General features: G+C 41.4%; 22 protein-coding genes, 5 tRNA genes and 1 other annotated feature. Of the genes, 26 read left to right on the forward strand and 1 reads right to left on the reverse strand.

Annotated features, from left to right (window positions below):
- On the reverse strand, nt 1-1,251 hold the full coding sequence (gene hemA / locus CYCME_RS03525; RefSeq protein WP_016390626.1) for a glutamyl-tRNA reductase: 1,251 nt from the start codon (nt 1,249-1,251) through the stop codon (nt 1-3).
- A gap of 167 nt (nt 1,252-1,418) precedes the next feature.
- On the opposite strand from hemA, the gene CYCME_RS03530 reads away from it, so the two are divergent.
- The 26 genes from CYCME_RS03530 to rplC all read left to right on the forward strand — a co-directional run bounded on the left by CYCME_RS03530 (nt 1,419) and on the right by rplC (nt 25,939).
- Nucleotides 1,419-3,155: a tetratricopeptide repeat protein gene (locus CYCME_RS03530; RefSeq protein WP_020162523.1), complete on the forward strand. Its 1,737-nt coding sequence runs from the start codon at nt 1,419-1,421 to the stop codon at nt 3,153-3,155.
- A complete protein-coding gene (gene lolB / locus CYCME_RS03535; RefSeq protein WP_041932889.1) occupies nt 3,152-3,742 on the forward strand; it encodes a lipoprotein insertase outer membrane protein LolB in 591 nt (196 codons plus the stop codon). Before CYCME_RS03530 ends, lolB begins: the two co-directional genes overlap by 4 nt.
- Entirely contained in the window at nt 3,724-4,617 is an 894-nt protein-coding gene (gene ispE / locus CYCME_RS03540) for a 4-(cytidine 5'-diphospho)-2-C-methyl-D-erythritol kinase (RefSeq protein ID WP_015006536.1), read from the forward strand. Before lolB ends, ispE begins: the two co-directional genes overlap by 19 nt.
- A gap of 17 nt (nt 4,618-4,634) precedes the next feature.
- Nucleotides 4,635-4,709: transfer RNA gene (locus CYCME_RS03545), tRNA-Gln, on the forward strand.
- A 61-nt stretch (nt 4,710-4,770) separates the two neighbouring features.
- On the forward strand, nt 4,771-5,706 hold the full coding sequence (locus CYCME_RS03550) for a ribose-phosphate diphosphokinase (protein ID WP_016390629.1): 936 nt from the start codon (nt 4,771-4,773) through the stop codon (nt 5,704-5,706).
- A gap of 59 nt (nt 5,707-5,765) precedes the next feature.
- On the forward strand, nt 5,766-6,416 hold the full coding sequence (locus CYCME_RS03555) for a 50S ribosomal protein L25/general stress protein Ctc (protein WP_016390630.1): 651 nt from the start codon (nt 5,766-5,768) through the stop codon (nt 6,414-6,416).
- A 3-nt stretch (nt 6,417-6,419) separates the two neighbouring features.
- Nucleotides 6,420-6,989 carry an aminoacyl-tRNA hydrolase gene (gene pth, locus CYCME_RS03560; protein WP_015006533.1) on the forward strand — a complete coding sequence of 190 codons (570 nt, stop codon included), beginning with the start codon at nt 6,420-6,422 and terminating at the stop codon, nt 6,987-6,989.
- A gap of 71 nt (nt 6,990-7,060) precedes the next feature.
- Nucleotides 7,061-7,145: transfer RNA gene (locus tag CYCME_RS03565), tRNA-Tyr, on the forward strand.
- 23 nt (nt 7,146-7,168) lie between these two features.
- Nucleotides 7,169-7,242, forward strand: a tRNA-Gly gene (locus CYCME_RS03570).
- A 16-nt stretch (nt 7,243-7,258) separates the two neighbouring features.
- Nucleotides 7,259-7,333: transfer RNA gene (locus tag CYCME_RS03575), tRNA-Thr, on the forward strand.
- Between the two features lie 69 nt (nt 7,334-7,402).
- The gene (tuf, locus tag CYCME_RS03580) at nt 7,403-8,593 is read left to right on the forward strand and encodes an elongation factor Tu (RefSeq protein WP_015006521.1); all 1,191 of its coding nucleotides are present in this window, start codon (nt 7,403-7,405) and stop codon (nt 8,591-8,593) included.
- Nucleotides 8,594-8,623: 30 nt separating this feature from the next.
- Nucleotides 8,624-8,699: transfer RNA gene (locus tag CYCME_RS03585), tRNA-Trp, on the forward strand.
- 49 nt (nt 8,700-8,748) lie between these two features.
- Nucleotides 8,749-9,117, forward strand: coding sequence for a preprotein translocase subunit SecE (gene secE / locus CYCME_RS03590; protein ID WP_020932174.1), 369 nt, complete (start codon nt 8,749-8,751; stop codon nt 9,115-9,117).
- Between the two features lie 10 nt (nt 9,118-9,127).
- Nucleotides 9,128-9,661 carry a transcription termination/antitermination protein NusG gene (nusG, locus tag CYCME_RS03595; protein ID WP_015006531.1) on the forward strand — a complete coding sequence of 178 codons (534 nt, stop codon included), beginning with the start codon at nt 9,128-9,130 and terminating at the stop codon, nt 9,659-9,661.
- A gap of 51 nt (nt 9,662-9,712) precedes the next feature.
- Nucleotides 9,713-10,144: a 50S ribosomal protein L11 gene (gene rplK / locus CYCME_RS03600; RefSeq protein ID WP_015006530.1), complete on the forward strand. Its 432-nt coding sequence runs from the start codon at nt 9,713-9,715 to the stop codon at nt 10,142-10,144.
- Nucleotides 10,145-10,843, forward strand: a complete 699-nt coding sequence (gene rplA, locus CYCME_RS03605; RefSeq protein WP_015006529.1) for a 50S ribosomal protein L1 — start codon at nt 10,145-10,147, stop codon at nt 10,841-10,843.
- 33 nt (nt 10,844-10,876) lie between these two features.
- Nucleotides 10,877-11,001, forward strand: a sequence feature (ribosomal protein L10 leader region).
- A 46-nt stretch (nt 11,002-11,047) separates the two neighbouring features.
- Nucleotides 11,048-11,575 carry a 50S ribosomal protein L10 gene (gene rplJ, locus CYCME_RS03610; protein ID WP_020932175.1) on the forward strand — a complete coding sequence of 176 codons (528 nt, stop codon included), beginning with the start codon at nt 11,048-11,050 and terminating at the stop codon, nt 11,573-11,575.
- Nucleotides 11,576-11,618: 43 nt separating this feature from the next.
- Nucleotides 11,619-11,993: a 50S ribosomal protein L7/L12 gene (gene rplL / locus CYCME_RS03615; RefSeq protein ID WP_015006527.1), complete on the forward strand. Its 375-nt coding sequence runs from the start codon at nt 11,619-11,621 to the stop codon at nt 11,991-11,993.
- Between the two features lie 150 nt (nt 11,994-12,143).
- Nucleotides 12,144-16,223 carry a DNA-directed RNA polymerase subunit beta gene (rpoB, locus tag CYCME_RS03620; protein WP_015006526.1) on the forward strand — a complete coding sequence of 1,360 codons (4,080 nt, stop codon included), beginning with the start codon at nt 12,144-12,146 and terminating at the stop codon, nt 16,221-16,223.
- A gap of 56 nt (nt 16,224-16,279) precedes the next feature.
- Nucleotides 16,280-20,500 carry a DNA-directed RNA polymerase subunit beta' gene (gene rpoC / locus CYCME_RS03625; protein WP_015006525.1) on the forward strand — a complete coding sequence of 1,407 codons (4,221 nt, stop codon included), beginning with the start codon at nt 16,280-16,282 and terminating at the stop codon, nt 20,498-20,500.
- Between the two features lie 243 nt (nt 20,501-20,743).
- Nucleotides 20,744-21,118 carry a 30S ribosomal protein S12 gene (gene rpsL, locus CYCME_RS03630; RefSeq protein WP_016391041.1) on the forward strand — a complete coding sequence of 125 codons (375 nt, stop codon included), beginning with the start codon at nt 20,744-20,746 and terminating at the stop codon, nt 21,116-21,118.
- Between the two features lie 19 nt (nt 21,119-21,137).
- Nucleotides 21,138-21,608, forward strand: a complete 471-nt coding sequence (gene rpsG / locus CYCME_RS03635) for a 30S ribosomal protein S7 (RefSeq protein ID WP_015006523.1) — start codon at nt 21,138-21,140, stop codon at nt 21,606-21,608.
- A gap of 28 nt (nt 21,609-21,636) precedes the next feature.
- Complete coding sequence (gene fusA, locus CYCME_RS03640; RefSeq protein ID WP_020932176.1) at nt 21,637-23,733, forward strand: elongation factor G; 2,097 nt, start codon at nt 21,637-21,639, stop codon at nt 23,731-23,733.
- A 25-nt stretch (nt 23,734-23,758) separates the two neighbouring features.
- Entirely contained in the window at nt 23,759-24,949 is a 1,191-nt protein-coding gene (gene tuf, locus CYCME_RS03645) for an elongation factor Tu (RefSeq protein WP_015006521.1), read from the forward strand.
- A 5-nt stretch (nt 24,950-24,954) separates the two neighbouring features.
- On the forward strand, nt 24,955-25,266 hold the full coding sequence (gene rpsJ, locus CYCME_RS03650) for a 30S ribosomal protein S10 (RefSeq protein WP_015006520.1): 312 nt from the start codon (nt 24,955-24,957) through the stop codon (nt 25,264-25,266).
- 34 nt (nt 25,267-25,300) lie between these two features.
- On the forward strand, nt 25,301-25,939 hold the full coding sequence (gene rplC / locus CYCME_RS03655) for a 50S ribosomal protein L3 (RefSeq protein WP_015006519.1): 639 nt from the start codon (nt 25,301-25,303) through the stop codon (nt 25,937-25,939).
- Nucleotides 25,940-25,945 lie beyond the last annotated feature (6 nt).

The following is a 25,945-nucleotide window of genomic DNA, read 5'->3' on the forward strand; positions in this document are numbered from 1 at the left end:
TTATTTATTTAAGTTAAAAAGTTGTTGAGCGGCTAATAGTAATTCGTTGTTACCTTCGGATGCAGCTTTCTTCAGGGTGCTGCTAGGTGCGTGTAATATTTTTTTCGTGAGATCGTTTGCTAAACGTTCTAGGGCTTGTTCAGCGGGCTGGCCGTTTTTTACCGCACTAATCGCCTTTTGAAGGAGTTCCTCACGTATATTGTCCGATTGGGTTCTAAGCTGGTAAATGGTTTTTGAAGCATCTTGCGCACGTAGCCATGTTTGAAAGTGCGAGATTTGAATGTCGATTATATCTTCAGCTTGTTCGGCCGCTTCGCGACGTGATTGAAGTCCATCATCAACTATATTTTTTAGGTCATCTACGCAGTAAAGATAGACGTCGCTTAATGAACCAACTTCTTTTTCTATATCGTGTGGTACTGCCAAATCCATCATAAACATGGGTTTGTGTTTACGTTTTGAAATGGCGGTTTCAACACTCCCTTTGCCAAGGATGGGTAGCGAGCTAGCCGTTGATGAAATGATAATGTCTGCTTCGGCGAGATGCTCAGGGATATCTTTAATTTCAATGGCGTATCCATTACCTTGAGAAGCAATGGCGTGTGCTTTTTCAAGGGTTCTATTAGCAACAATTAATCGACCAATGCCTTGCTCTTTTAGGTGTTGGGCTGATAGTTCGATAGTTTCCCCGGCACCAATAAGTAAGGCGGTTTGATCTTGTAATTGACCAAATATTTGTTGTGCTAATTTTACGCCAGCAAAAGCAACCGATACCGGGCTAGAGCCAATGGCTGTATCGGTACGCACCTTCTTCGCGACTTGGAAGGTGTGCTGGAATAAGCGACCAAGATACTTTCCTAGGGTGCCGGCCTCAGAGGCATGTTGATAAGCCGTTTTCATTTGGCCAAGAATCTGTGGTTCGCCAAGCACTAAGGAGTCAAGCCCACAGGCGACTCGTGACATGTGCTTTATTGATTGGGGGCCAATGTGGCTGTATAGATAGTCTCTAATACTACTTTCATCTAGGCGATGGTAGCTGGCAAGCCAAGCGATCAGTTCATCTGTTTGTTGCGTTGCTATATCACAGTATATTTCGGTGCGATTACAGGTGGATAAAATAGCGGCTTCTTCAATGGATGAAAGCTGCGCTAATGACTGAAGCGATTGACCGAGGCGCTCAGGAGAGAAAGCGAGTTTCTCTCGAATCTCGATAGGTGCTGTGTTGTGATTGAGTCCGAGCGTAAGCAGCATGCGCTTTTGGTAGTTTTACTTTAGGTTAATTGGGTTATTATAAGCGTTTTAGCCCTATGAATGTTCTATATGTTTAAACAGGTAGTTTTCGATTTGCCTTGTAAAAAGAGAATGAGGTGTTAGTTTTATAGGCGGCTGATGTTGATTAGGGTGTGGGTGAGAAAAATATGATTCTAAAGTTCGTGATGATGGTTTTTGTTGTTTTATCTATAGGTTGTACACACGTAGGTAAAAACGATGCTGTTGAAGTGGTAGAGCCAAGCAAAGCAATATCGAATCTTGTGCAAGAAACGCCTGAGGTTAAAACGAAGCAGGTACAACCGAGCCAGCTAGATGCTGCTTTATTGTATAGTTTGTTAGGTGGCGAGGTGGCAGGTCAACGTGGGGATGTCAAAATGGCTTCTGCATTCTATGTTGATGCGGCTAAGCGCTCGAATGATCCACAGGTAGCGCTTAGGGCTGCACAAATAGCGTTGTATAGTAATGATATCGTTGGAGCTAAGTTAGCCGTTGATATATTGGTGGCAAAAGGAGAGCTATCGCTTCAATCGCAACGGCTTGCTCTAACAGTTTACTTGCGTGCGGGTGAGGCAGAGAAGAGTTTGGATTTGATTACTTCAATCCTTAAAGAAAGCGATATGCCTCAACGAAATACCTTGCTGGCCATTGGCGACATTGTTTCCCGTCATGCGTCTAAAGACTTGGCTGGTCATCTGATCGATGAGTTGGTGAGTTATTATCCTGAAGAGGCTGGAGCTTATCTTGCTCGCTCGCAAATGATGTCTCATTTAGGGCAACTGCTTCAAGCCGAAAAGGATGCGGTGAAGGTTACTGAGTTGGATTCGACCTGGCCTGTGGGGTTTGCTCAGCTTGCCCTAGTGTTGGAGCAAAAAGGTGAGACAGAGCGTGCGTTAGAGGTTTTAAAAAACGCTGTCGAGAACCTTAAAGCGAAACCTTTGCTGATGGGTTATGGTCAGTTGTTAGCCAAGAATGAACAGTACGAAGAGGCAAAAGAGCAGTTTTTAAAGTTGTTGTCTGATGGGGAAAGCTATCCAGAGGCAAGTTTTGCATTGGGCCTTGTTTATTTAAAGTTGGATAACCCTATAGAAGCGGCGAAAGTATTTGAAAATTTATATAACGAAGAGGTGTTTGCTTCGAAGTCAGCCTTTTATTTAGGGCGAATATATTATTATCAGAAACAGTACCAAGATGCTTTGTTGTGGTTTGAGAAGGTGGATAATGGTGTTCACCATGTAGATTCTTGGGTCTCAATCGCGATGATTAAGTCAGAAATGGGAGATTTGCAAGGCGCCAGGAGTGTTTTGCAACAGTTGCGCAATGAATACCCAAAAAATACAGCACGGTTTTACCTGTTAGAGGCGGAGCTTTTGGTGGATGTTCAGAATTATCAGCTGGCTTATGACTTATTATCGTCGGCAATTAGTGAAAATGTGGATAACTTATCGCTCAGATATGCGCGCTCAATCGCAGCCACGGAGCTAGATAAATTGTCCGTTGCAGAGAAAGACTTATTGTTTGTATTAGAAAAAGAGCCTAAGGATGTTAATGCCTTAAATGCATTGGGTTACGCATTGGCGAGTAAAACCTTTCGCTTTAAAGAAGCGAGGGGTTACCTAACGCAGGCGCTTTCATTAAAGCCAGATGACCCCGCTATTTTAGATAGTATGGGGTGGTTGGATTATCGTGAAGGTCATTACGAAAGCGCACTGGTTTTGTTAAAAAGAGCATACAGTCAAACACCTGAAGGTGAAATAGCTGCTCACCTTGGTCAGACTCTTTGGATGCTAGGGCGTCAAAAAGAAGCGCGTACCATCTGGGAGGAAGCACTAAAACGGGATAAAGATAACCGTTACCTACTTGAAGTATTGCAGAAACTAAAATGACCCGTTGTCTTGTTTGTCTTCTGTTAGTTTCGCAATTGATGGCCTGTGCCTCTACAAGCATTATAAAAACTGAGGAAAGTTCTTTACCGACCTTACACAACGCAGAGAAGGTTTTAGCTATTAATGAGTGGCGTTTGCTGGGTCGTTTATCTGTTCGAAATATGCGGCAGTCTTGGTTTACAACGCTAGAGTGGAATCATCGAAAGGGTATAGATGACCTGACCTTAAGCACCTCATTAGGGGGCGTGGTTGCAAAAATATTGTATTCAAAGCAAGGTATTTTACTGACCGATGAAGAGGGTGTTTTACAGCATGTTTCGGAGGAGGAGTTGGCTTCATTATTGGGATATTCAGCACCTTTAAAGCATATGAAATATTGGGTGAGAGGTGTGTTATCCCCCGAGTTTCAAGGACCATCAAGCAGGGAATATCTCGATGATACCGTGTTGTTTGAGCAGGGTGGCTGGAATGTGCAATTAGAACGGTTTCAGACTTATGGGGAAGTTGTATTGCCCGCTAGGGTGACGCTTATAAAAGAAGACTTAAAAATTAAATTGGTTGTAGATAAATGGTGGATGGAAAAATAGCGGTGACAGAGTGGGAAGAGCATTGGTGGCCAGCACCGGCAAAGTTAAATTTAATGCTAAATATTGTTGGACAAAGACCTGATGGATACCATGAGTTGCAAACAGTTTTCCAGTTAATAGGTATTTCTGACTGGTTAAACGTCGTGCCTACAGAGGATGGTGAGATCACATTAAGTTGCAATTCGGTCAGTCTTGCAACAAATACTAATTTGGTTGTTCAAGCGGCTAATTTACTAAAGCAGCAAGCAAATGCAAGTTTAGGTGCAAAGATAATACTTAAGAAAATATTACCAATGGGTGCCGGTTTAGGAGGAGGTAGCTCTGATGCGGCCACTACGTTGATTGTGCTTAATGCAGTTTGGGGGCTCGGTTATTCAGTTGAAGAGTTGGAAATGTTGGGCCTTAAACTGGGGGCGGATGTGCCTGTTTTTGTTAGGGGCTTGTCAGCATGGGCGGAAGGTATTGGTGAAAAAATGACAGTGATTGACTTGCCTGAAAAGTGGTTTGTTGTGGTAAATCCTCCTTATCATTGCTCAACAAAAGAAGTTTTTTCACATAACAGTTTGACACGGGATAATTCAGCCATCACAATACGCGACTTTTTAGACGGGCAAGAAGATAATAGTTGCTTGCCGGTTGTTAGAGAAATAAGTCAAGAGTTGGATGCTGTTTATCTGCAATTTTCTGAATTCTCTAAGGTTTATTTAACAGGCACTGGCTCGAGTATGTTTGCTAAATGCGATACTCGGCAAGAGGCGGTGCTGCTGTCAGAAAGGTTACCTGATGGCTGGAATAAGTGGGTAGTAAAGGGCGTAAGCGAATCACCTTTACAGAAGTCGCTTAAACAGTTTTTTAATCGGTTAAATCAGGTATAATCTGCAGCCATAAAGTTTGGGGCGTGGCCAAGTGGTTAAGGCACGGGGTTTTGATCTCCGCATCCCAGGTTCGAATCCTGGCGCCCCAGCCATTCTTTATACTTATATCATTCAATACTTTAGTGGGAGTTCATAGTGCTAGATAATGGCATCATGGTGTTTACTGGTAACGCAAATATATCGTTAGCTAAAGATATCGTTCGTCATCTTAATATGAGGCTTGGCCGTGCCAGCGTTGAGATATTCAGCGATGGCGAAGTAATGGTTGAAATTGGCGAAAATGTTCGTGGTAAAGATGTGTTCATCATACAGCCAACATGCGCACCAACAAACAACCATGTGATGGAGTTATTGGTGATGATTGATGCGCTGAAAAGAGCTTGCGCAAATCGTATCACTGCGGTTATTCCATATTATGGCTATGCTAGACAGGATCGCCGCCCACGTTCAGCGCGGGTGCCTATAACGTCTAAATTAATAGCAAAAATGATTGATACTGCCGGTGCAGATCATGTACTAACAGTTGATTTGCATGCCGATCAGATCCAAGGTTTTTTTGATATCCCGGTTGATAACGTTTATGCGTCACCTCTTTTGTTGAGCGATATATGGAAGAGAAAAACAAAAGACCTAATGATTGTGTCGCCTGATGTCGGCGGTGTAGTAAGGGCAAGGGCTATTGCAAAACGCTTAGACGATGCAGATTTGGCAATAATAGATAAGCGTCGCCCAAAGGCTAATGTTTCGCAAGTGATGAATATTATTGGCGATGTAAGCGGCAGAGAATGCGTTATTGTTGATGATTTGGTGGATACAGCGGGTACTTTGTGTTTGGCTGCAAAGGCGCTAAAAGATAATGGCGCAATAAGTGTAAAGGCGTATTGTACGCACCCTGTGTTATCAGGAAAGGCAATAGAAAATATATCAGGTTCAGTGCTTGATGAATTGGTTGTTACAGATACAATTCCTTTAAGTGAAACAGCATTGGGTTGTGAAAAAATAAGACAATTGAGTATTGCTGAGATGCTGGCAGAAACAATTCGTCGAATGGTAGAAGGCGATTCAGTAAGTTCGCTATACGTAGATTAAAAAATGTGGCAAAATACGCTGTTTAGCGCAAATTAAATATTATTTTTGGAGAAAGTTAGATGAGTATCAGCTTTGAATTGGCGGCATCGATTCGTAATGACTTAGGTAAAGGTGCAACGCGTCGTTTACGCAAACAAGAAATGGTTCCAGCTGTAATTTATGGGGCGGGTGAAGAACCTGTTTCGATAACTTTGGGCCATAATCAATTAATGCATAGCACGGAAAATGAAGCCTTTTTCTCGCATATTTTATCTATTGATGTGGACGGAAAGAAAGAAAGCGTTATTATTAAAGCGTTACAGCGTCATCCTGCGAAAAATATTTTAATGCATGCGGATTTTATGCGTGTCAGCATGAAGGAAAAATTAAAAGTTCATGTGCCTATTCACTTTATTGGTGAAGAAGAGGCTCCGGGCGCTAAACAGGGTGGTGTGGTAACGCATAGCCTAGTGGATGTTGAGATCCAATGTTTACCTAATAATTTGCCTGAGTTTATAGAAGTGGATGTATCGGCTCTAGAAATTGGTGATAGTTTGCACTTGTCCGACATTAAGTTGGCCGATGGTCTAGAAATGGTTGCCTTGTTGCAAGGTGAAGACCACGATCTGCAGGTGGTTGCAATTCAAGCCAACAGAGCAGCAGAAGTAGACGAAGATGTTGAAGGTGCTGAATCAGCTGAAGGTGAGTCCGAAGAGGGTTCTGGCGAGTAATAAATGATTTCAGTAATAGTCGGTCTGGGCAATCCGGGCGATGAGTATAAAAAAACCCGACATAATGTCGGGTTTTTATTGTTAGATGCTTTGGCTCAAAGAGAAGGTGTGCGCTTTAATTATGACGCTAAATTTAAAGCCGATGTGTCAAAGTGCGTAATTGGTAACAGCATGGTTAGGTTAATCAAGCCGCAAACATTTATGAATAAAAGTGGCTTGTCAGTATCGGCCTATGCAAAGTATTATTCTGTCCAGCCAGAAAATGTCATGATTGTGCATGATGAGTTGGACTTGGAGCCTGGCATAGTGCGATTGAAGAAAGGAGGGGGTCATGGCGGGCATAATGGTCTTCGAGATATAATCGCGCATTTATCATCCAAAGAGTTTTATAGGCTTAGACTTGGGGTGGGGCACCCAGGTGATCGCAATAAAGTTGTAAATTATGTATTAAAGGCGCCCAGTAAAGCGGATAATGTATTAATTGAGGCTGCAATGGATCGTGCAATTGAGAAAATACCGGGTATTTGTGCCGGTGATATCCAGTCGGTAATGCAAAGTTTACATACAGACTAAAATCTTTTATTAAGAAGTATATTGGTTGTTGACAGCCAAAATTAAATCAAAGACAATAGTCGGCTAATTTCGGAGGGGTTCCCGAGCGGCCAAAGGGATCAGACTGTAAATCTGACGGCTCAGCCTTCGGAGGTTCGAATCCTCCCCCCTCCACCATTTTTGGTAGAGCCGAAATGACCGCGGGTGTAGTTCAATGGTAGAACGTCAGCCTTCCAAGCTGAACACGTGGGTTCGATTCCCATCACCCGCTCCATTGCGGCATGGGTCAAGCCCATATAGCTCAGGGGTAGAGCACTTCCTTGGTAAGGAAGAGGCCATCGGTTCAATTCCGATTATGGGCTCCAGTTGTATCTAGTTGTTAAGAAGTGATTGTGGTTTTTAATTTAAATTAATATTCGAATAAAAGGTGCGTAATGTCTAAAGAAAAATTTGAAAGAAATAAGCCCCATGTAAACGTAGGCACAATTGGCCACGTTGATCACGGAAAAACAACATTAACGGCTGCGTTAACGAAAGTTATGGCTGAAGCCATGGGTGGAGAAGTTAAAGCCTTTGATGAAATTGACAATGCACCAGAAGAACGTGAGCGTGGTATTACCATTGCAACATCACACGTTGAATATGAATCAAATACACGTCACTATGCTCACGTAGACTGTCCAGGTCACGCCGATTACGTTAAAAACATGATCACAGGTGCGGCGCAAATGGATGGTGCCATTCTAGTATGTTCAGCTGCAGACGGCCCTATGCCTCAAACACGTGAACATATCTTGTTATCACGTCAAGTGGGTGTTCCATACATCGTCGTATTCCTTAACAAAGCGGATATGGTTGACGATGAAGAGCTATTAGAACTAGTAGAAATGGAAGTACGTGAACTATTAGACATGTACGAATTCCCAGGTGATGACACACCAATCGTAACAGGTTCAGCACTTAAAGCCCTAGAAGGCGATACATCAGACATTGGTGTTCCATCCGTGCTTAAACTAGTTGAAGCGCTTGACTCATACATCCCATTACCAGAACGTGCTGTAGACGGCGACTTCATTATGCCAGTTGAAGACGTATTTTCAATCTCAGGTCGTGGAACAGTTGTAACCGGTCGTATTGAGCGCGGTGTTATCAACGTTGGTGAAGAAATTGAAATCGTTGGTATCAAAGACACGGTCACAACCACGTGTACCGGTGTTGAAATGTTCCGCAAATTATTAGATCAAGGTGAAGCTGGCGATAACGTTGGTATCTTACTACGTGGTACAAAACGTGAAGACGTAGAGCGTGGTCAAGTATTAGCTAAGCCTGGATCAATCACACCTCACACACACTTCGAAGCAGAAGTCTATGTGTTAGGTAAAGATGAAGGTGGTCGTCACACACCATTCTTCAACGGTTACCGTCCACAGTTCTACTTTAGAACGACAGACGTAACAGGTGCATGTGACTTGCCAGAAGGTATCGAAATGGTGATGCCAGGTGATAACGTGCAAATGACCGTCAAATTAATCAACCCGATTGCCATGGAAGAAGGTTTACGTTTCGCTATTCGCGAAGGTGGCCGAACAGTTGGTGCCGGTGTTGTTGCTAAAATTATTGAGTAATAACATAATAAAATTTAATTCAATAAGTATAGGTCAGTAGCTCAATTGGCAGAGCAGCGGTCTCCAAAACCGCAGGTTGGGGGTTCGATTCCCTCCTGGCCTGCCATTTGGAAGGTGCTGACCTTTCTTACTTTGATCGAGAGAAATTAATCACTATGAATGCAGAAACAGATCAAGGCTCTGGTCAACTGGATGTAGCAAAATTAGCGTTAGCAGTTGTAGTTATAGTCGCGTCAATAGCTGGGTTTTATTATTACGCAGATGAGTCTTTGTTGTTTCGAGTAATAGGCTTGCTTGTTGCGTTATCTTTTGCAGTTGGTTTGGTGTATAGCACAGGCTTAGGGCAATCATTGTGGCAATTTGCTCAGGGCTCTAAAATTGAGCTTAAAAAGATTGTTTGGCCAACTAAAAAAGAAACCATGCAGACGACGTTAATTGTTGCAGTGATGGTTTTGTTTGTTGGAATTTTATTATGGATGTTTGATGGCCTGCTTATGTGGGGCATTGGCTATATAACAGGTTAAGGCTAATAATATGACGTTGCGTTGGTATGTGGTTCACGCTTATTCAAACTTTGAGCACAGAGTAAAAAGCTCATTGGAAGAGGCGATTGAACGTGAAGGTATGCAAGATAAGTTCGGTGAGATCTTAGTGCCAACTGAAGAAGTTGTAGAAATGCGTGAAGGTCAGCAAAAAAGAAGTGAGCGCAAGTTTTTTCCAGGCTATGTATTGGTTCAAATGGAACTAGATGATGATACTTGGCACTTGGTAAAAGACACAAATAAAGTATTAGGGTTTATTGGTGGTAAAAGTGATCGTCCAGCACCTATCTCAGAAGCTGAAGCAAATAAAATACTTAATAGAATACAAGAAGGTGTTGAGAAGCCACGACCTAAAGTACTCTTTGAAGTAGGTGAGGTTATTCGCATTAACGATGGGCCATTCAAAGACTTTAATGGTACAGTCGAAGAAGTCAATTATGATAAAAGCTCGTTACGCGCATCCGTATTGATCTTTGGTCGTGCCACACCGGTAGACTTAGAATTTGGTCAGGTCGAAAAGGTCTGATTGTTATTAACGGGGGAGCCGTAAGGCGTTTGACCCAATTAGGAGAGTAAGATGGCTAAAAAGATTGATGCCTATATTAAGTTACAGGTGAAAGCAGGTGAAGCAAATCCAAGTCCACCAGTGGGTCCAGCGTTGGGTCAGCACGGTGTAAATATCATGGAGTTTTGTAAGGCGTTTAACGCTAAAACTCAGAGTATGGAAAAAGGCTTGCCTATCCCTGTGGTTATTTCAGTTTTCGCTGATAAAAGCTTTACATTTATCACCAAGACACCTCCAGCTTCAATTTTATTAAAAAAGGCAGCCGGTATTCAAAAAGGTAGTGGTACACCAAATACTGTAAAAGTTGCAAAGGTGACACGTGAACAGCTTGAAGAAATTGCCAAAGTAAAAGATGCAGATATTACTGCAGCTGATATGGATGCTGCTGTAAGAACGATTGCGGGTAGTGCTCGTAGTATGGGTATTGATGTGGAGGGTGTGTAAATGGCTAAGCTAACCAAAAAAGCAAAACTAATTAAAGAGAAAGTTGAGCCCGGAAAAGCATATGATGCAAACAATGCGTTCTCAATTCTAAAAGAACTGGCCATCAGTAAATTTGAAGAATCAGTAGACGTAAGCGTCAATCTTGGCATTGATTCACGTAAATCTGAGCAAAATGTTAGAGGGTCTACATTATTGCCAAATGGTACAGGTAAAGTTGTTCGCGTTGCAGTGTTTACTCAAGGTGCAAATGCTGAAGCTGCAACAGAAGCAGGTGCAGATGTTGTAGGTATGGATGATTTGGCTGCCCAAGTAAAAGCGGGCGAGATGGATTTTGATGTTGTGATTGCGTCACCTGATGCTATGCGTGTTGTTGGTACACTTGGGCAGATATTGGGCCCACGTGGTTTGATGCCTAACCCGAAAGTTGGAACAGTTACTGCAGATGTGGCAACCGCTGTAAGAAATGCTAAAGGTGGTCAAGTGCGTTATAGAACTGATAAAGCTGGCATTATCCATTGCAGTATAGGTAAAACAACGTTTAATGAAAATGCACTTAAAGAAAACATGGAAGCACTGTTGTCTGATTTGATCAAAGCTAAACCAGCTGCTGCTAAAGGTGTTTACTTAAAGAAAATTAGTGTGTCAACCACAATGGGCCCTGGTCTGATGGTTGATCAATCTAGCGTTTCTATTGGCTAGAAGCTTCGTATTCGAAGCAAAACTTTGGATTGTTAAAATAATTAACAATCGTCAAAGACCGTAGGAGCAGATTTTGCTTAATTTCCTACGCAGGCGGTAAAGTCCTTAATTTTATTTTAAAGGATGGCCCCGTTAGGGTGCCCTTTTTGGGTTTTATAAACCGTAATAACTTAGGTTATTACATACAGTAGTCAGGAGGTATATATGCCACTAAATCTTGAGCAAAAACAAGCGGTAGTTGCTGAAGTGGCTGAGGTAGCTGCAAATGCATTTTCAGTGGTTGCAGCAGAATACCGTGGTTTGACTGTTGTTGAGATGACTGAGCTTCGTCAACAAGCTCGTGAATCTGGTGTGTATTTACGTGTGGTAAAAAACACGTTGGTACGAAAAGCAGTTGAAAATACAGATTTTGAATGTATTCAAGACGCTTTATTGGGCCCGCTAATTGTAGCGTTCTCGATGGAAGATCCAGGTTGTGCGGCTCGATTGGTGAAAACCTTTAGTAAAGACCATGCAAAGCTAGAAACAAAATTTGTTTCTGTCAGTGGCCAATTACTTGAGGCTTCAGAACTCGAACGACTATCTAAACTACCGACAAAAGACCAAGCAATCAGTATGTTGATGTCTGTGATGAAAGCACCTGTCGAGAAATTCGTCAGAACGCTTGCTGAGCCACATGCGAAATTGGTTAGAACTGTCGATGCTGTCCGCGTTCAAAAGCAGGCTGCATAGGTATTATTTTTTCAAACAAATTTAAATTATAGGGGTTAAGACAATGGCTGTCTCCAAAGAAGATATTTTAGAAGCAATCTCAAACATGAGTGTAATGGACGTCGTAGAACTAGTTGAAGCGATGGAAGAAAAATTTGGTGTGTCTGCAGCGGCTGCTGTAGCGGCTGCACCAGCTGCGGGTGGCGAAGCGGCTGCCGTAGAAGAAAAAACTGAGTTTGACGTTATTATGACAAGCTTCGGTGATAACAAAGTTTCTGCTATTAAAGCGGTACGTGGTATCACAGGCCTAGGCTTGAAAGAAGCGAAAACATTAGTAGAAAGTGTTCCAGCTCCAGTTAAAGAAGCAGTGTCAAAAGATGAAGCTGAAGAAACAGTAAAACAACTTGAAGAAGCAGGTGCTGCTGCTGAAATTAAGTAATTCTTGTTGTTACTAAAAAGCTATAAAAGCTTTTAAAAGAATAGGGTCGGCAGTTGTTAACTGTCGGCCTATTTCCCGTTGTAGGGTATTAAGTTTCTAAATTGGAATGTAGTCTAAATTTAGAAGTAATTGATTAAAAAGGGTTTAAAAATGGCGTACTCATATACTGAGAAAAGACGTATTCGTAAAACATTTGGTCGACAAGAAGGAGCAATGGAAACGCCTTACTTGTTAGAAACACAAATTAGTTCTTACAAACGTTTTCTTCAATCCGAAGTTGCAAAAGCAGATGAACTTGACTCTGTTGGTCTTCACGCTGCGTTAGGTAGTGTGTTTCCAATAACTAGTCATACCGGTTATGCTGTTTTGGAATATGTGAGTTACCGATTGGGTAAGCCCAAGTTTGATGTTAAAGAATGTCAATCACGTGGTGCTACATATGCATCACCATTAAGAGTACAGGTCAGGCTTGTCATATATGATAAAGACTCTCCTGCTGGCTCTAAGCGCGTAAAAGATATACGTGAGCAAGAAGTTTATATGGGTGAATTACCCTTAATGACTGATAATGGTACGTTCGTTATTAATGGTACTGAACGCGTTATAGTGTCGCAGCTGCACCGCTCTCCTGGTGTGTTCTTTGATCATGACAAAGGTAAGACGCATTCATCTGGAAAATTACTTTTTTCTGCCCGTGTTATTCCATACCGTGGTTCTTGGTTAGACTTTGAATTCGATCATAAAGATATCGTATATGTACGTATCGATCGTCGTAGAAAATTGCCGGCCACTGTATTACTTAAAGCGTTAGAGTTTACTAACGATCAAATTATAGATATGTTCTTTGAAAAGAATGTATTTCACCTAAACAAAAATGGACTCACAATGGAACTCGTGCCTGAAAGGTTACGTGGTGAAATTGTTGGTTTTGATGTTAAGGTCAATGGTAAAACCCTTATTGAAGAAGGGCGTAGAGTAACAGCTAAACACATTCGTGACTTAAGCAAAGCTGGTGTTAAGCAAATTGATGTACCGAGTGAATACCTGATTGGAAAAATTATGGCTACGCCCATAGTTAACCAAGAAACAGGTGAGATTATTGTCGATCTGAATGAAGAGGTTACTGAAGATAATATCGACGATATTGTACATAGCGGTGCAACGACAATTGAGACACTGTATGTAAATGATCTTGATAAAGGTGCTTTTATCTCAAATACGTTGAAAATTGATTCAACCGTAGATCAGCTAGATGCCTTGGTTGAAATTTATCGTATGATGAGACCAGGTGAGCCACCAACGAAAGAATCAGCGCTAAAGTTATTCCAGAACTTGTTTTTCACATTAGACCGTTATGACATCTCAACAGTTGGGCGAATGAAGTTTAATCTTCGTCTTGGCCGTGAAGAAATAACAGGTCCTGGTGTACTGAGTAACGAAGACATTATTGATGTACTTAAAGAGCTAATTAGTATCCGTAATGGTGAAGGCTCAGTTGATGATATTGACCACTTGGGTAACAGACGTATTCGCTCTGTTGGTGAGATGGTTGAGAACCAATTTAGAGTCGGTTTAGTTCGTGTTGAACGAGCTGTTAAAGAGCGCCTTTCAATTGCAGACTCTGAAGGTTTAATGCCTCAGGAAATCATTAATGCAAAACCTGTAGCGGCTGCGATTAAAGAATTTTTTGGCTCAAGCCAATTGTCGCAGTTTATGGATCAAAATAACCCGTTATCAGAAATCACACATAAACGTCGTGTTTCTGCTTTAGGCCCAGGTGGTTTAGCTCGTGAAAGAGCAGGTTTTGAGGTTCGAGATGTGCATGCAACTCATTACGGTCGAGTGTGTCCTATTGAGACACCTGAGGGGCCAAATATTGGTTTGATCAACTCATTAGCTGTTTATGCGCGTACTAATGAGTACGGTTTCTTAGAAACTCCGTATAGAAAAGTTGTTGATGGCCAATTAACTGATCAGGTTGACTTTTTATCAGCTATTGAAGAAGGTCGTTTCTATATCGCGCAGGCGAATGCTGAAATTGACGAAAATGGCCGGTTTGTAGAAGACATGGTGACATGTCGTCATGCAGAAGAGTTTGCCATTGCAACAGCTGATAAAATTGACTATATGGATGTATCACCAAAACAGATTGTATCTGTTGCGGCTTCTATTATTCCTTTCCTCGAGCATGATGATGCTAACCGTGCGTTGATGGGCTCTAATATGCAGCGTCAAGCAGTTCCAACCCTTAAGGCAGATAAGCCACTGGTAGGTACTGGTATGGAGCGTGCTGTTGCTGTTGACTCAGGGGTAACAATTGTTGCAGAGCGTGGTGGTGTAATTGATGACGTTGATGCGTCAAGAATTATCGTTCGTGTTAATGATGAAGAAACGTTAACAGGTGAATCGGGTGTAGATATTTACAATTGTACAAAATACACACGATCTAACCAAAACACCTGTATTAACCAACGTCCATTGGTAAAACCAGGGGACTTGATTGCTAAAGGTGACGTTCTTGCTGATGGTCCATCGACTGACATGGGTGAATTAGCGCTTGGTCAAAATATGATGGTCGCGTTTATGCCTTGGAATGGCTATAACTTTGAAGATTCGATTCTTATTTCTGAAAAAGTTGTTAAGGAAGATCGCCTGACTACCATTCATATTGAAGAAAAAGTCTGCGTTGCACGAGACACGAAATTAGGCTCTGAAGAAATTACAGCTGATATTCCAAATGTAGGTGAAGGTGCATTATCTAAGCTTGATGAATCTGGAATTGTATATATCGGTGCCGAAGTTAAAGGTGGCGACATTCTTGTTGGTAAAGTAACACCTAAAGGCGAAAGTCAGTTAACTGCTGAAGAAAAATTGTTAAGGGCGATCTTTGGTGAAAAAGCTTCTGACGTAAAAGATACTTCATTACGAGTTCCTTCAAGCATGCAAGGTACTGTCATCGATGTAAAAGTATTTACACGTGATGGAGTTGATAAAGATGCACGTGCAATTGAAATTGAAGATGCAGAATTAGCCAGTGTTAAGAAAGACCTTGATGATCAATTAAGGATTGTTGAAGGTGATACGTTTTTACGTGTTGAAAAGCTTATTTTAGACAAAGAGGCCGTTTCTGGGCCACAGAAACTGAAAAAAGGCACTAAAGTTACGAAAGAATACCTATCTAGTATTTCTAATCATGATTGGTTAAAAATTAAATTCAAAGATGAAGGGCTTAATGTTCAACTTGAAGCAGTAGCTGAACAAATTGAACAGCAACGAATTGATCTTAATGAATTATTTGAAGAAAAGCGTAAGAAAATTACAATGGGTGATGACCTTCAGCCAGGTGTATTGAAAATGGTTAAGGTGTATCTAGCTGTTAAACGACGCATTCAACCGGGTGATAAAATGGCGGGTCGTCATGGTAACAAAGGTGTTATCTCAATGATTGTACCTGAAGAAGATATGCCCTATATGGAAGATGGTACCCCTGTAGATGTTGTCCTAAACCCATTGGGTGTTCCTTCGCGGATGAACGTTGGACAGGTGCTAGAAACTCACTTAGGGTGGGCTGCTAAAGGTTTAGGTAATGAAATTGGTAAAATGCTTGAAGCAAAAGCCAATGTCGATAAAGTGCGTAAATTTTTAGATAAAGTATATAACACCAGTGGTCGTAAAGAAGATTTAGACTCATTTAGTGATGATGAGATTCTAGAATTGGCTGAAAACTTAAAGGGCGGTGTTCCGATGGCTACGCCAGTGTTTGATGGTGCATCAGAAACAGAAGTGAAGCAAATGTTGAAACTTGGTGGACGTTCAGACACGGGTCAAGTGCAACTTTATGATGGCCGTACAGGTGAAGCGTTTGATAGAGAAACGACGGTAGGTTACATGTATATGCTAAAGCTTAATCACTTGGTTGACGATAAAATGCATGCTAGATCAACAGGACCTTATAGCTTAGTGACTCAACAACCACTTGGTGGTAAAGCACAATTTGGTGGCCAACGCTTCGGTGAGATGGAAGTATGGGCACTAGAAGCTTACGGTGCAGCATATACTTTGCAGGAAATGCTAACAGTTAAGTCTGATGATGTTTCTGGACGTACACGAATGTACAAAAACATTGTTGATGGAAATCATACAATGGATCCAGGAATGCCAGAGTCATTTAACGTGTTAGTTAAAGAGATTAGAGCGCTGGGTATCAATATAGAGTTAGAACAAGATTAATTTCTTTTTCTATTAGCATTTAGCTGAACAAAAACTGATAACAAGGAGATACGGTCTTGAAAGATCTACTCAATTTTTTAAAGCAACAAAACCAAACTGAAGAGTTTGATGCCATTCGTATAGGTCTAGCTTCACCTGATATGATCAGATCATGGTCATATGGCGAGGTTAAAAAACCTGAAACGATTAATTACCGTACATTTAAACCAGAAAGAGATGGCCTTTTCTGTGCAAAAATTTTCGGCCCAGTTAATGATTATGAATGTCTGTGTGGTAAATATAAACGTCTAAAACATCGCGGTGTTATTTGCGAAAAATGTGGTGTAGAAGTCACATTGTCTAAAGTGAGACGTGAACGTATGGGTCATATTGACCTTGCTTCTCCAGTTGCTCATATCTGGTTCCTTAAGTCGCTACCATCACGTATCGCCTTATTACTCAATATGACATTACGAGATATCGAGCGAGTATTGTATTTCGAATCATTTGTTGTTGTTGATCCGGGTTTAACTGCGCTTGAAGCCGGTACTTTGATGACAGAAGAAGAGCACTTAGATGCCCTTGAAGAGCATGGTGATGAATTTACAGCACTGATGGGTGCGGAAGCGGTTGATGGGCTTTTGAAAGCCCTTGATTTGAACGCTGAAATGGAATCGTGTCGTACAGATATTAATGCAACTAAATCTGAAACGAAGATTAAAAAAATATCTAAGCGTCTAAAAGTTTTAGAGGCTCTGGTTGAATCTAAAAACAAACCAGAATGGATGATTTTAAGAGTGCTTCCTGTACTTCCACCTGAATTAAGACCTTTGGTGCCATTAGATGGGGGCCGTTTTGCGACATCAGACTTAAACGACCTTTATCGCCGTGTTATTAATAGAAATAACCGTTTACATCGTCTATTAGACCTTAGTGCGCCAGACATCATTGTTCGCAATGAGAAGCGTATGCTTCAAGAATCTGTTGATGCATTGTTAGATAATGGTAGACGAGGCCGTGCTATTACAGGTACGAATCGTCGTCCGTTAAAATCTTTAGCTGATATGATTAAAGGTAAGCAAGGTCGTTTCCGCCAAAACTTACTAGGTAAACGTGTTGATTATTCTGGGCGTTCAGTCATTGTTGTTGGACCTACCTTAAAATTACATCAGTGTGGTTTACCTAAGAAAATGGCGCTTGAATTATTTAAGCCATTTATCTTTAACAAATTACAATTACGTGGTGAAGCAACAACCATTAAAGTAGCTAAGAAACAGGTTGAACGTGAAGGGCCTGAAGTCTGGGATATTCTTGCAGAAGTGATTCGTGAGCATCCTATCATGCTGAACCGTGCTCCTACACTTCACCGTCTTGGTATTCAAGCATTTGAACCAACCTTGATTGAAGGTAAAGCGATTCAATTACATCCGTTAGTTTGTTCTGCGTTTAACGCTGACTTTGACGGCGATCAAATGGCTGTCCACGTTCCATTATCGATAGAGGCACAGTTAGAAGCCAGAACATTGATGATGTCGACAAACAATATCTTGTCTCCAGCAAACGGTGAGCCAGTGATTGTGCCTTCACAAGATGTTGTGTTGGGTTTGTACTACATGACACGCGAACGTATCAATGGTCTTGGTGAAGGCATGGCGTTCAGTGATGTAGAAGAAGCGGCACGTGCTATCCAGTCAGGCGTTGTTGGTCTTCATTCAAAGGTTAAAATTCGTATTGAAGAGATGCACACCGATGAAAACGGTGAAACCACAGTGACCAGACGTCTTGTTGAAACGACAACGGGTCGTGCTCAAGTATGGAATATTGTTCCAAAATCATTAGACTTTGATTTAGTTAATAAAGATTTAACTAAAAAAGCGATTATGCAGTTAATTGATGCGTCTTATCGCCAATTGGGTGATAAAGAAACGGTTATTTTCGCTGATCAGCTTATGTATCTTGGTTTCTCAAATGCTACTAAGTCAGGGGTATCGTTTGGTATTAACGATATGGTTATCCCGGAAAGTAAAAGTAAATTAATCAAATCAGCGCAAAAAGAAGTTAAAGATGTTGAGAGTCAATATGCATCTGGACTTGTGACTAATGGCGAACGCTACAATAAAGTCATTGATATCTGGTCTCATACTAATGAGCAAGTTGCTAAGGCAATGATGGATAACTTAGGTAGCGACGATGTCGTTGATGCCAAAGGTGAAACAGTTAAGGAGAAATCATTTAATTCTGTTTACATGATGGCTGATTCTGGTGCTCGTGGTTCAGCAGCGCAGATTAGACAGCTTGCTGGTATGCGTGGCCTGATGGCTAAGCCAGATGGGTCAATTATTGAAACACCTATTACAGCTAACTTCAGAGAAGGTTTAAACGTTCTACAGTACTTCGTTTCTACACATGGTGCTCGTAAAGGTTTGGCTGACACGGCTTTAAAAACTGCGAATGCTGGTTACCTTACTCGTCGTTTGGTTGATGTGGCACAAGATATGGTCGTTTTAACAGATGATTGTGGTACTGAAAATGGCCTTGAAGTAACACCGCTAATTGAAGGTGGAGAGGTTGTTGAGCCACTGGGTAATTTAATACTGGGTCGAGTTATCGCGCAAGATGTCATTAGCGCCGCAACTAATGAAATTATTGTTGAAAGGAATACACTAATTGACGAGGCATGGGTAGAACGTCTTGAAGAAATGGGTGTAGATAAGGTGATGGTCCGTTCTGCGATTAGTTGTGAAAATCGTAAGGGTATTTGTAAGATGTGTTACGGCCGCGATTTAGCCCGAGGACAATTAGTTAACCTAGGTGAAGCGGTAGGTGTGGTAGCAGCGCAGTCAATTGGTGAGCCTGGTACACAGCTTACTATGCGTACTTTCCATATTGGTGGTGCGGCGTCTAGTTCAGCTGCGATCAATAGTATTCAGATAAAATCTGAAGGTACACTAACGTTTAATGACAAGCTAAAAACAATTGAGAACAAAGAGAATAAACTGATTGTTATTTCTCGTTCCGGTGAGATCAGTGTTGTTGATGAATATGGTCGTACTCGTGAAAACTATAAGATACCTTATGGCTCTGAATTATCAGCTAAGGAAGGTGACACCTTATCAGCCGGTGCGGTCTTAGCAACATGGGATCCGCATACTCACCCTGTTATTACAGAGGTAAATGGTAAAGTTATCTTTACCGATTTTGTAGAAGGTGTATCTGTTCAACAACATTCGGATGAAATCACAGGCTTAACATCTTTAGTAGTGACAGATGCGAAACAGCGTGGAAGTAGCGGTAAAGATTTAAGACCAGCTATTACCTTGGTTGATGAGCAAGGTGAGCCGGTCTATATCCCTGGTACTACCATTGTTGCGCATTATGTTATGCCTGCAGGTGCTGTTGTTAATGTCACTGATGGAATGAGCGTAGAGAATGCTGATATTTTGGCGCGAATTCCACAAGAATCAAGTAAGACTCGTGATATTACCGGTGGTCTTCCTCGTGTGGCCGATCTATTTGAAGCTCGTAAAACAAAAGATCCGGCTATCTTAGCTGAAATGACTGGTACAGTAAGTTTTGGTAAAGAGACTAAAGGTAAACGTCGTTTAGTAGTCACTGATAAAGATGGTGAAACTAAAGAATTGCTTATACCAAAATGGAGACACATCACAGTATTTGAAGGTGAGCACGTTGAGCAAGGTGAAACCATTGCTGAAGGTGAATTAACGCCACATGATATTTTAAGATTGAGAGGTGTTTTTGAGTTAGCGAGATACTTGGTAAATGAAATCCAAGATGTTTATCGTTTACAAGGCGTGAAGATCAACGATAAACACATTGAAGTAATTATCAGGCAAATGTTAAGAAAAGTTGAAATTACGTCTGGTGGAGATAGTTCATTCATCAAAGGTGAGCAAGTTGAAAAGACTCGTTTCCTTGAAGTTAATGATCAACTAGAAGCAGAAGGTAAAGTACCTGCGACAGCTGATAATGTACTACTCGGTATTACAAAGGCATCCTTAGCGACTGAATCGTTTGTTTCTGCAGCATCTTTCCAAGAAACAACAAGAGTGCTAACAGATGCAGCTGTAAGAGGTACCAGAGATGACTTGCATGGTTTGAAGGAAAACGTCATTGTTGGTCGACTTATACCGGCTGGAACAGGCTTGGCTCATCACCTAGAACGCAGGAAAAATAAAGCAGCATCGATGAGCCCAGAGATTGTTGAAGAAGTGACTACAGCAGCAGCACATGACGAGGCAGAAGAGGCGTTGAAGCAAGCGCTTAACATGCAAGAATAATTAATTATTCTATTGTAGCGGGATTAAAGAATGCCAACCTGAACCATGGGTTGGCATTTTCTTATCTAAGAATAATTACGCACTCATTATGCTTGACAGATAAGTGATATCTGCCTAAAATTCCCGCTCTTCGGTAGATTGGATTTTTTATATTTACTGAAATAACCTAAATAAGAATTTAAACGCACGTCATAGGATGTGTGGAAAATGTTTTGCACGAGTTTTTGGAGCTCTAAATTAGATATGACCACTATTAACCAACTAGTTCGTAAACCTAGAAAGCGTAAAGTAGAAAAAAGCAATGTGCCAGCACTAGAGGCTTGTCCTCAGAGACGGGGTGTTTGTACACGTGTTTATACAACAACACCAAAAAAACCAAACTCAGCGCTTCGTAAAGTAGCTCGTGTAAGGCTGACCAATGGCGCAGAAGTAACTAGCTATATTGGTGGTGAAGGCCATAACCTCCAAGAGCACTCGGTTGTACTTATTCGTGGTGGTCGTGTGAAAGATTTACCTGGTGTACGTTACCACGTAGTCCGAGGTAGCCTGGATACATCTGGTGTAGAAGCGCGTCGTAGAGGCCGTTCTAAATATGGTGCTAAGCGCCCTAAAAACTAATATTAAATGAGTTTAAATAATGTCTAGAAGAAAAAAAGCGATAAAGCGCGAAATCCTCCCAGATCCAAAGTTTGGTAATTTAGTGTTAGCAAAGTTTATGAATATGATCATGGTTGATGGTAAGAAATCAATCGCTGAGAAGATTGTTTATGGCGCTCTTGATACGATTGAAGGCAAGGGTCATGCGGAACCTGTTGATGCGCTTATTAAGGCGTTAGAGAAAGTTCAGCCTGCAGTTGAGGTTAAGTCTCGTCGTGTAGGTGGTGCTACTTACCAAGTGCCCGTAGAAGTACGTCCAAATCGTAGAATGGGTTTGTCAATGCGTTGGATGATAGATGCTTCTCGTAAACGTAGTGAGCGATCTATGTCTGCTAGATTAGCAGGTGAAGTTATTGATGCTTTAGAAAGTAGAGGATCTGCATTTAAAAAACGTGAAGATACTCACCGTATGGCTGAGGCGAACAAAGCATTCTCTCACTTCCGCTGGTAATTATATTTAGAATAATTTAGGAATAAAGATGCCTCGCAGTACTCCAATTGAGCGTTATCGGAATATAGGCATCATGGCTCATATTGATGCTGGTAAGACAACAACAACAGAGCGTGTTTTGTTTTATACGGGTGTGTCGCATAAAATGGGTGAGGTTCATGATGGTTCAGCTACCATGGACTGGATGGAACAAGAACAAGAACGTGGTATAACGATAACTTCAGCGGCCACCACATGTTTCTGGTCTGGGATGGATAAGCAGTATGATACGCATCGTATCAACATTATCGATACACCAGGGCATGTTGACTTTACCATTGAAGTTGAGCGCTCGTTAAGAGTTTTAGATGGAGCATGTGCTGTTTTCTGTGCTGTTGGTGGTGTTGAGCCGCAATCGGAAACGGTCTGGCGGCAAGCAGATAAATACAGAGTGCCTCGTATAGCGTTTGTGAATAAAATGGATCGGGCTGGCGCAAATTTTATGCGTGTGGTCGATCAATTAAAAGTTCGATTAGGTTGTAATGCAGTGCCTTTGCAATATGCAATTGGTGCTGAAGATGCTTTCAAAGGCGTTGTAGACTTAATAAGTATGCAAGCAATCTATTGGAATGAAAGTGATAAGGGTGTTTCACATGTAACAGGTGAAATACCTGAAGAAATAAAAGATGAATGTGAAGCGCTTCGTGAACAGTTAGTTGAAGCAGCAGCTGAAGGTAATGATGAGTTAATGGAGCTGTATCTTAACTCTGGCGAGTTATCTAAAGAAGAAATTAAGCTTGGACTGCGTTTGAGAACTCTCAATAATGAGTTAGTGCTTGTATTATGTGGTAGTGCATTTAAAAACAAAGGTGTACAAGCAATGCTGGATGCGGTTGTGGAATTTTTACCATCACCGATAGATGTGCCGGCTATTTCCTCAGTAGTATCTGAGGGTGAAGAGCCAGAAATAAGAAGTGCTGATGATGACTCACCATTTTCAGCATTAGCATTTAAAATTTTAACGGATTCATTTGTTGGAACGTTAACATTTTTTAGAGTGTACTCAGGTGTGTTAAAAGCAGGTGATACTGTTTATAACCCACTTAAAAATAAGAAAGAGCGTATTGGTCGATTGGTGCAAATGCATTCGAATGATAGGCAAGAAGTTAAAGAAGTATATGCTGGTGATATAGCGGCAGCAATTGGACTAAAAGATGTTACTACTGGTGATACTTTATGTTCAATTAATGCACCCATTACACTTGAGCGTATGGAGTTTCCGGATCCCGTGATTTCAATTGCGGTAGAGCCTAAAACCATACAAGATCAAGATAAAATGGCAGTTGCATTGGGAAAGCTTGCACAAGAAGATCCATCATTTAAAGTGCATACTGATGAAGAGTCAGGGCAAACAATTATTTCTGGAATGGGTGAGCTTCATCTTGAGATAATCGTTGATCGTATGCTCAGAGAATTTAATGTGGTAGCCAATGTTGGAACACCACAAGTTGCTTACCGTGAGACTATCCGTCAAGTCGTGAAGCAAGAAGGCAAGTTTGTAAGGCAGTCTGGTGGTAAGGGTCAATATGGCCATGTATGGTTGAAGATTGAGCCACTAGAAGATCAAGAGTTTGAGTTTGTAAATGCGATTGTCGGTGGTTCAGTACCAAGCGAATATATTGGTGCGGTCGAGGCTGGTGTCAAAGAACAAATGAAAAATGGGGTTTTAGCAGGGTACCCCATGATAAATATTAGAGTTACTTTGTACGATGGTTCGTATCATGATGTTGACTCAAATGAAATGGCGTTTAAAATAGCCGGCTCACTTGGTTTTAAAGATGGCGCAGCAAAAGCAGATCCTAAAGTGCTAGAGCCAATGATGAAAGTAGAAGTGGTTACACCAGAAGAGTACATGGGTCACGTAGTTGGAGATTTAAATAAGCGTAGGGGGGTTATTCATGGTATGGATGATTGTCCTGCTGGAAAGATGGTTGATGCAGATGTGCCGCTTGCCGAGATGTTTGGTTATGCAACAGACCTTAGGTCTGCAACGCAAGGTAGGGCTACATACAGCATGATGTTTGATAGTTATGCTGAAGTGCCTAAAGCGTTAGAAGAAAAGATTAAAAGCAGAATTTTTTATTAATATTAAGTAATGACGGGTATTTACAATGTCTAAAGAAAAATTTGAAAGAAATAAGCCCCATGTAAACGTAGGCACAATTGGCCACGTTGATCACGGAAAAACAACATTAACGGCTGCGTTAACGAAAGTTATGGCTGAAGCCATGGGTGGAGAAGTTAAAGCCTTTGATGAAATTGACAATGCACCAGAAGAACGTGAGCGTGGTATTACCATTGCAACATCACACGTTGAATATGAATCAAATACACGTCACTATGCTCACGTAGACTGTCCAGGTCACGCCGATTACGTTAAAAACATGATCACAGGTGCGGCGCAAATGGATGGTGCCATTCTAGTATGTTCAGCTGCAGACGGCCCTATGCCTCAAACACGTGAACATATCTTGTTATCACGTCAAGTGGGTGTTCCATACATCGTCGTATTCCTTAACAAAGCGGATATGGTTGACGATGAAGAGCTATTAGAACTAGTAGAAATGGAAGTACGTGAACTATTAGACATGTACGAATTCCCAGGTGATGACACACCAATCGTAACAGGTTCAGCACTTAAAGCCCTAGAAGGCGATACATCAGACATTGGTGTTCCATCCGTGCTTAAACTAGTTGAAGCGCTTGACTCATACATCCCATTACCAGAACGTGCTGTAGACGGCGACTTCATTATGCCAGTTGAAGACGTATTTTCAATCTCAGGTCGTGGAACAGTTGTAACCGGTCGTATTGAGCGCGGTGTTATCAACGTTGGTGAAGAAATTGAAATCGTTGGTATCAAAGACACGGTCACAACCACGTGTACCGGTGTTGAAATGTTCCGCAAATTATTAGATCAAGGTGAAGCTGGCGATAACGTTGGTATCTTACTACGTGGTACAAAACGTGAAGACGTAGAGCGTGGTCAAGTATTAGCTAAGCCTGGATCAATCACACCTCACACACACTTCGAAGCAGAAGTCTATGTGTTAGGTAAAGATGAAGGTGGTCGTCACACACCATTCTTCAACGGTTACCGTCCACAGTTCTACTTTAGAACGACAGACGTAACAGGTGCATGTGACTTGCCAGAAGGTATCGAAATGGTGATGCCAGGTGATAACGTGCAAATGACCGTCAAATTAATCAACCCGATTGCCATGGAAGAAGGTTTACGTTTCGCTATTCGCGAAGGTGGCCGAACAGTTGGTGCCGGTGTTGTTGCTAAAATTATTGAGTAATTGAAATGTCAAAACAATCCATAAGAATTCGTTTAAAAGGCTTTGATCACCGTTTAATAGATCATGCGGCACGTGAAATAGTTGAGACTGCGAAACGTACAGGAGCTCAAGTAATGGGTCCTATTCCTTTACCAACAAAAAAAGAACGTTTTACAGTGCTTATTTCTCCGCATGTTAATAAAGATGCAAGGGATCAATATGAGCTTCGTACGCATAAACGTATGATGGATATTGTTGAGCCGACTGATAAAACTGTTGATGCGCTGATGAAGCTAGACTTATCAGCTGGTGTTGATGTTCAAATTAAACTGAATTAAATCAGTTTTAAATATATAAAATAAAGGATAAATCATGTCTTTAGGTTTAGTAGGCCGTAAATGCGGAATGACAAGATTGTTTACAGAAGAAGGTGAGTCAATTCCTGTTTCTGTAGTACAAATTTTGCCAAATCGTGTGACACGTGTTTTAAATGAACAATCCGATGGTTATTCTGCAGTGCAGGTAACAACGGGTGATGTAAAGAACTCTCGAGTTAATAAAGCTGAGGCGGGCCAGTTCAAAAAAGCTGGTGTTGAAGCGGGAAGAGGTTTATGGGAGTTTAGACTTGAAGAAGACTCTGACCTTGAAGTAGGTTCTGATTTATCACTTGATATATTTGAAGCTGGTCAAAAAATTGATGTGCGTGGTAAAAGTATTGGTAAAGGATATGCGGGTGTTATCAAACGCTATAATTTCCAAATGCAAGATGCTACACACGGTAACTCTTTATCACATCGTGCGCCTGGATCAATTGGGCAATGTCAAACACCAGGTCGTGTTTTAAAGGGTAAAAAAATGTCAGGTCACATGGGTGACGAAAGAGTGACTACTCAAAACCTTGAAATCGTAAAAATTGATACAGACAAGTCTGTGGTATTAATTAAAGGTGCGATACCGGGTTCAAAGAATAGTGACATTGTTATTACACCTGCTATTAAAACAAATAAATAGGCAAAA

This window comes from Cycloclasticus zancles 78-ME, from assembly GCF_000442595.1.
GTDB classification, from domain to species: Bacteria; Pseudomonadota; Gammaproteobacteria; order Methylococcales; family Cycloclasticaceae; genus Cycloclasticus; species Cycloclasticus pugetii.

Excerpts from the sequence above, each read along its gene's own strand:
- rpsJ (WP_015006520.1), top strand. The coding sequence starts at position 24,955 with ATGTCAAAACAATCCATAAGAATTCGTTTAAAAGGCTTTGATCACCGT.
- pth (WP_015006533.1), top strand. The coding sequence starts at position 6,420 with ATGATTTCAGTAATAGTCGGTCTGGGCAATCCGGGCGATGAGTATAAA.
- CYCME_RS03550 (WP_016390629.1), top strand. The coding sequence starts at position 4,771 with ATGGTGTTTACTGGTAACGCAAATATATCGTTAGCTAAAGATATCGTT.
- ispE (WP_015006536.1), top strand. The coding sequence starts at position 3,724 with ATGGTGGATGGAAAAATAGCGGTGACAGAGTGGGAAGAGCATTGGTGG.
- lolB (WP_041932889.1), top strand. The coding sequence starts at position 3,152 with ATGACCCGTTGTCTTGTTTGTCTTCTGTTAGTTTCGCAATTGATGGCC.
- rpsG (WP_015006523.1), top strand. The coding sequence starts at position 21,138 with ATGTCTAGAAGAAAAAAAGCGATAAAGCGCGAAATCCTCCCAGATCCA.
- rplL (WP_015006527.1), top strand. The coding sequence starts at position 11,619 with ATGGCTGTCTCCAAAGAAGATATTTTAGAAGCAATCTCAAACATGAGT.
- CYCME_RS03530 (WP_020162523.1), top strand. The coding sequence starts at position 1,419 with ATGATTCTAAAGTTCGTGATGATGGTTTTTGTTGTTTTATCTATAGGT.
- rplJ (WP_020932175.1), top strand. The coding sequence starts at position 11,048 with ATGCCACTAAATCTTGAGCAAAAACAAGCGGTAGTTGCTGAAGTGGCT.
- rplK (WP_015006530.1), top strand. The coding sequence starts at position 9,713 with ATGGCTAAAAAGATTGATGCCTATATTAAGTTACAGGTGAAAGCAGGT.
- rpoB (WP_015006526.1), top strand. The coding sequence starts at position 12,144 with ATGGCGTACTCATATACTGAGAAAAGACGTATTCGTAAAACATTTGGT.
- tuf (WP_015006521.1), top strand. The coding sequence starts at position 7,403 with ATGTCTAAAGAAAAATTTGAAAGAAATAAGCCCCATGTAAACGTAGGC.
- nusG (WP_015006531.1), top strand. The coding sequence starts at position 9,128 with ATGACGTTGCGTTGGTATGTGGTTCACGCTTATTCAAACTTTGAGCAC.
- rpsL (WP_016391041.1), top strand. The coding sequence starts at position 20,744 with ATGACCACTATTAACCAACTAGTTCGTAAACCTAGAAAGCGTAAAGTA.
- tuf (WP_015006521.1), top strand. The coding sequence starts at position 23,759 with ATGTCTAAAGAAAAATTTGAAAGAAATAAGCCCCATGTAAACGTAGGC.
- CYCME_RS03555 (WP_016390630.1), top strand. The coding sequence starts at position 5,766 with ATGAGTATCAGCTTTGAATTGGCGGCATCGATTCGTAATGACTTAGGT.
- rplA (WP_015006529.1), top strand. The coding sequence starts at position 10,145 with ATGGCTAAGCTAACCAAAAAAGCAAAACTAATTAAAGAGAAAGTTGAG.
- fusA (WP_020932176.1), top strand. The coding sequence starts at position 21,637 with ATGCCTCGCAGTACTCCAATTGAGCGTTATCGGAATATAGGCATCATG.
- hemA (WP_016390626.1), bottom strand. The coding sequence starts at position 1,251 with ATGCTGCTTACGCTCGGACTCAATCACAACACAGCACCTATCGAGATT.
- secE (WP_020932174.1), top strand. The coding sequence starts at position 8,749 with ATGAATGCAGAAACAGATCAAGGCTCTGGTCAACTGGATGTAGCAAAA.
- rplC (WP_015006519.1), top strand. The coding sequence starts at position 25,301 with ATGTCTTTAGGTTTAGTAGGCCGTAAATGCGGAATGACAAGATTGTTT.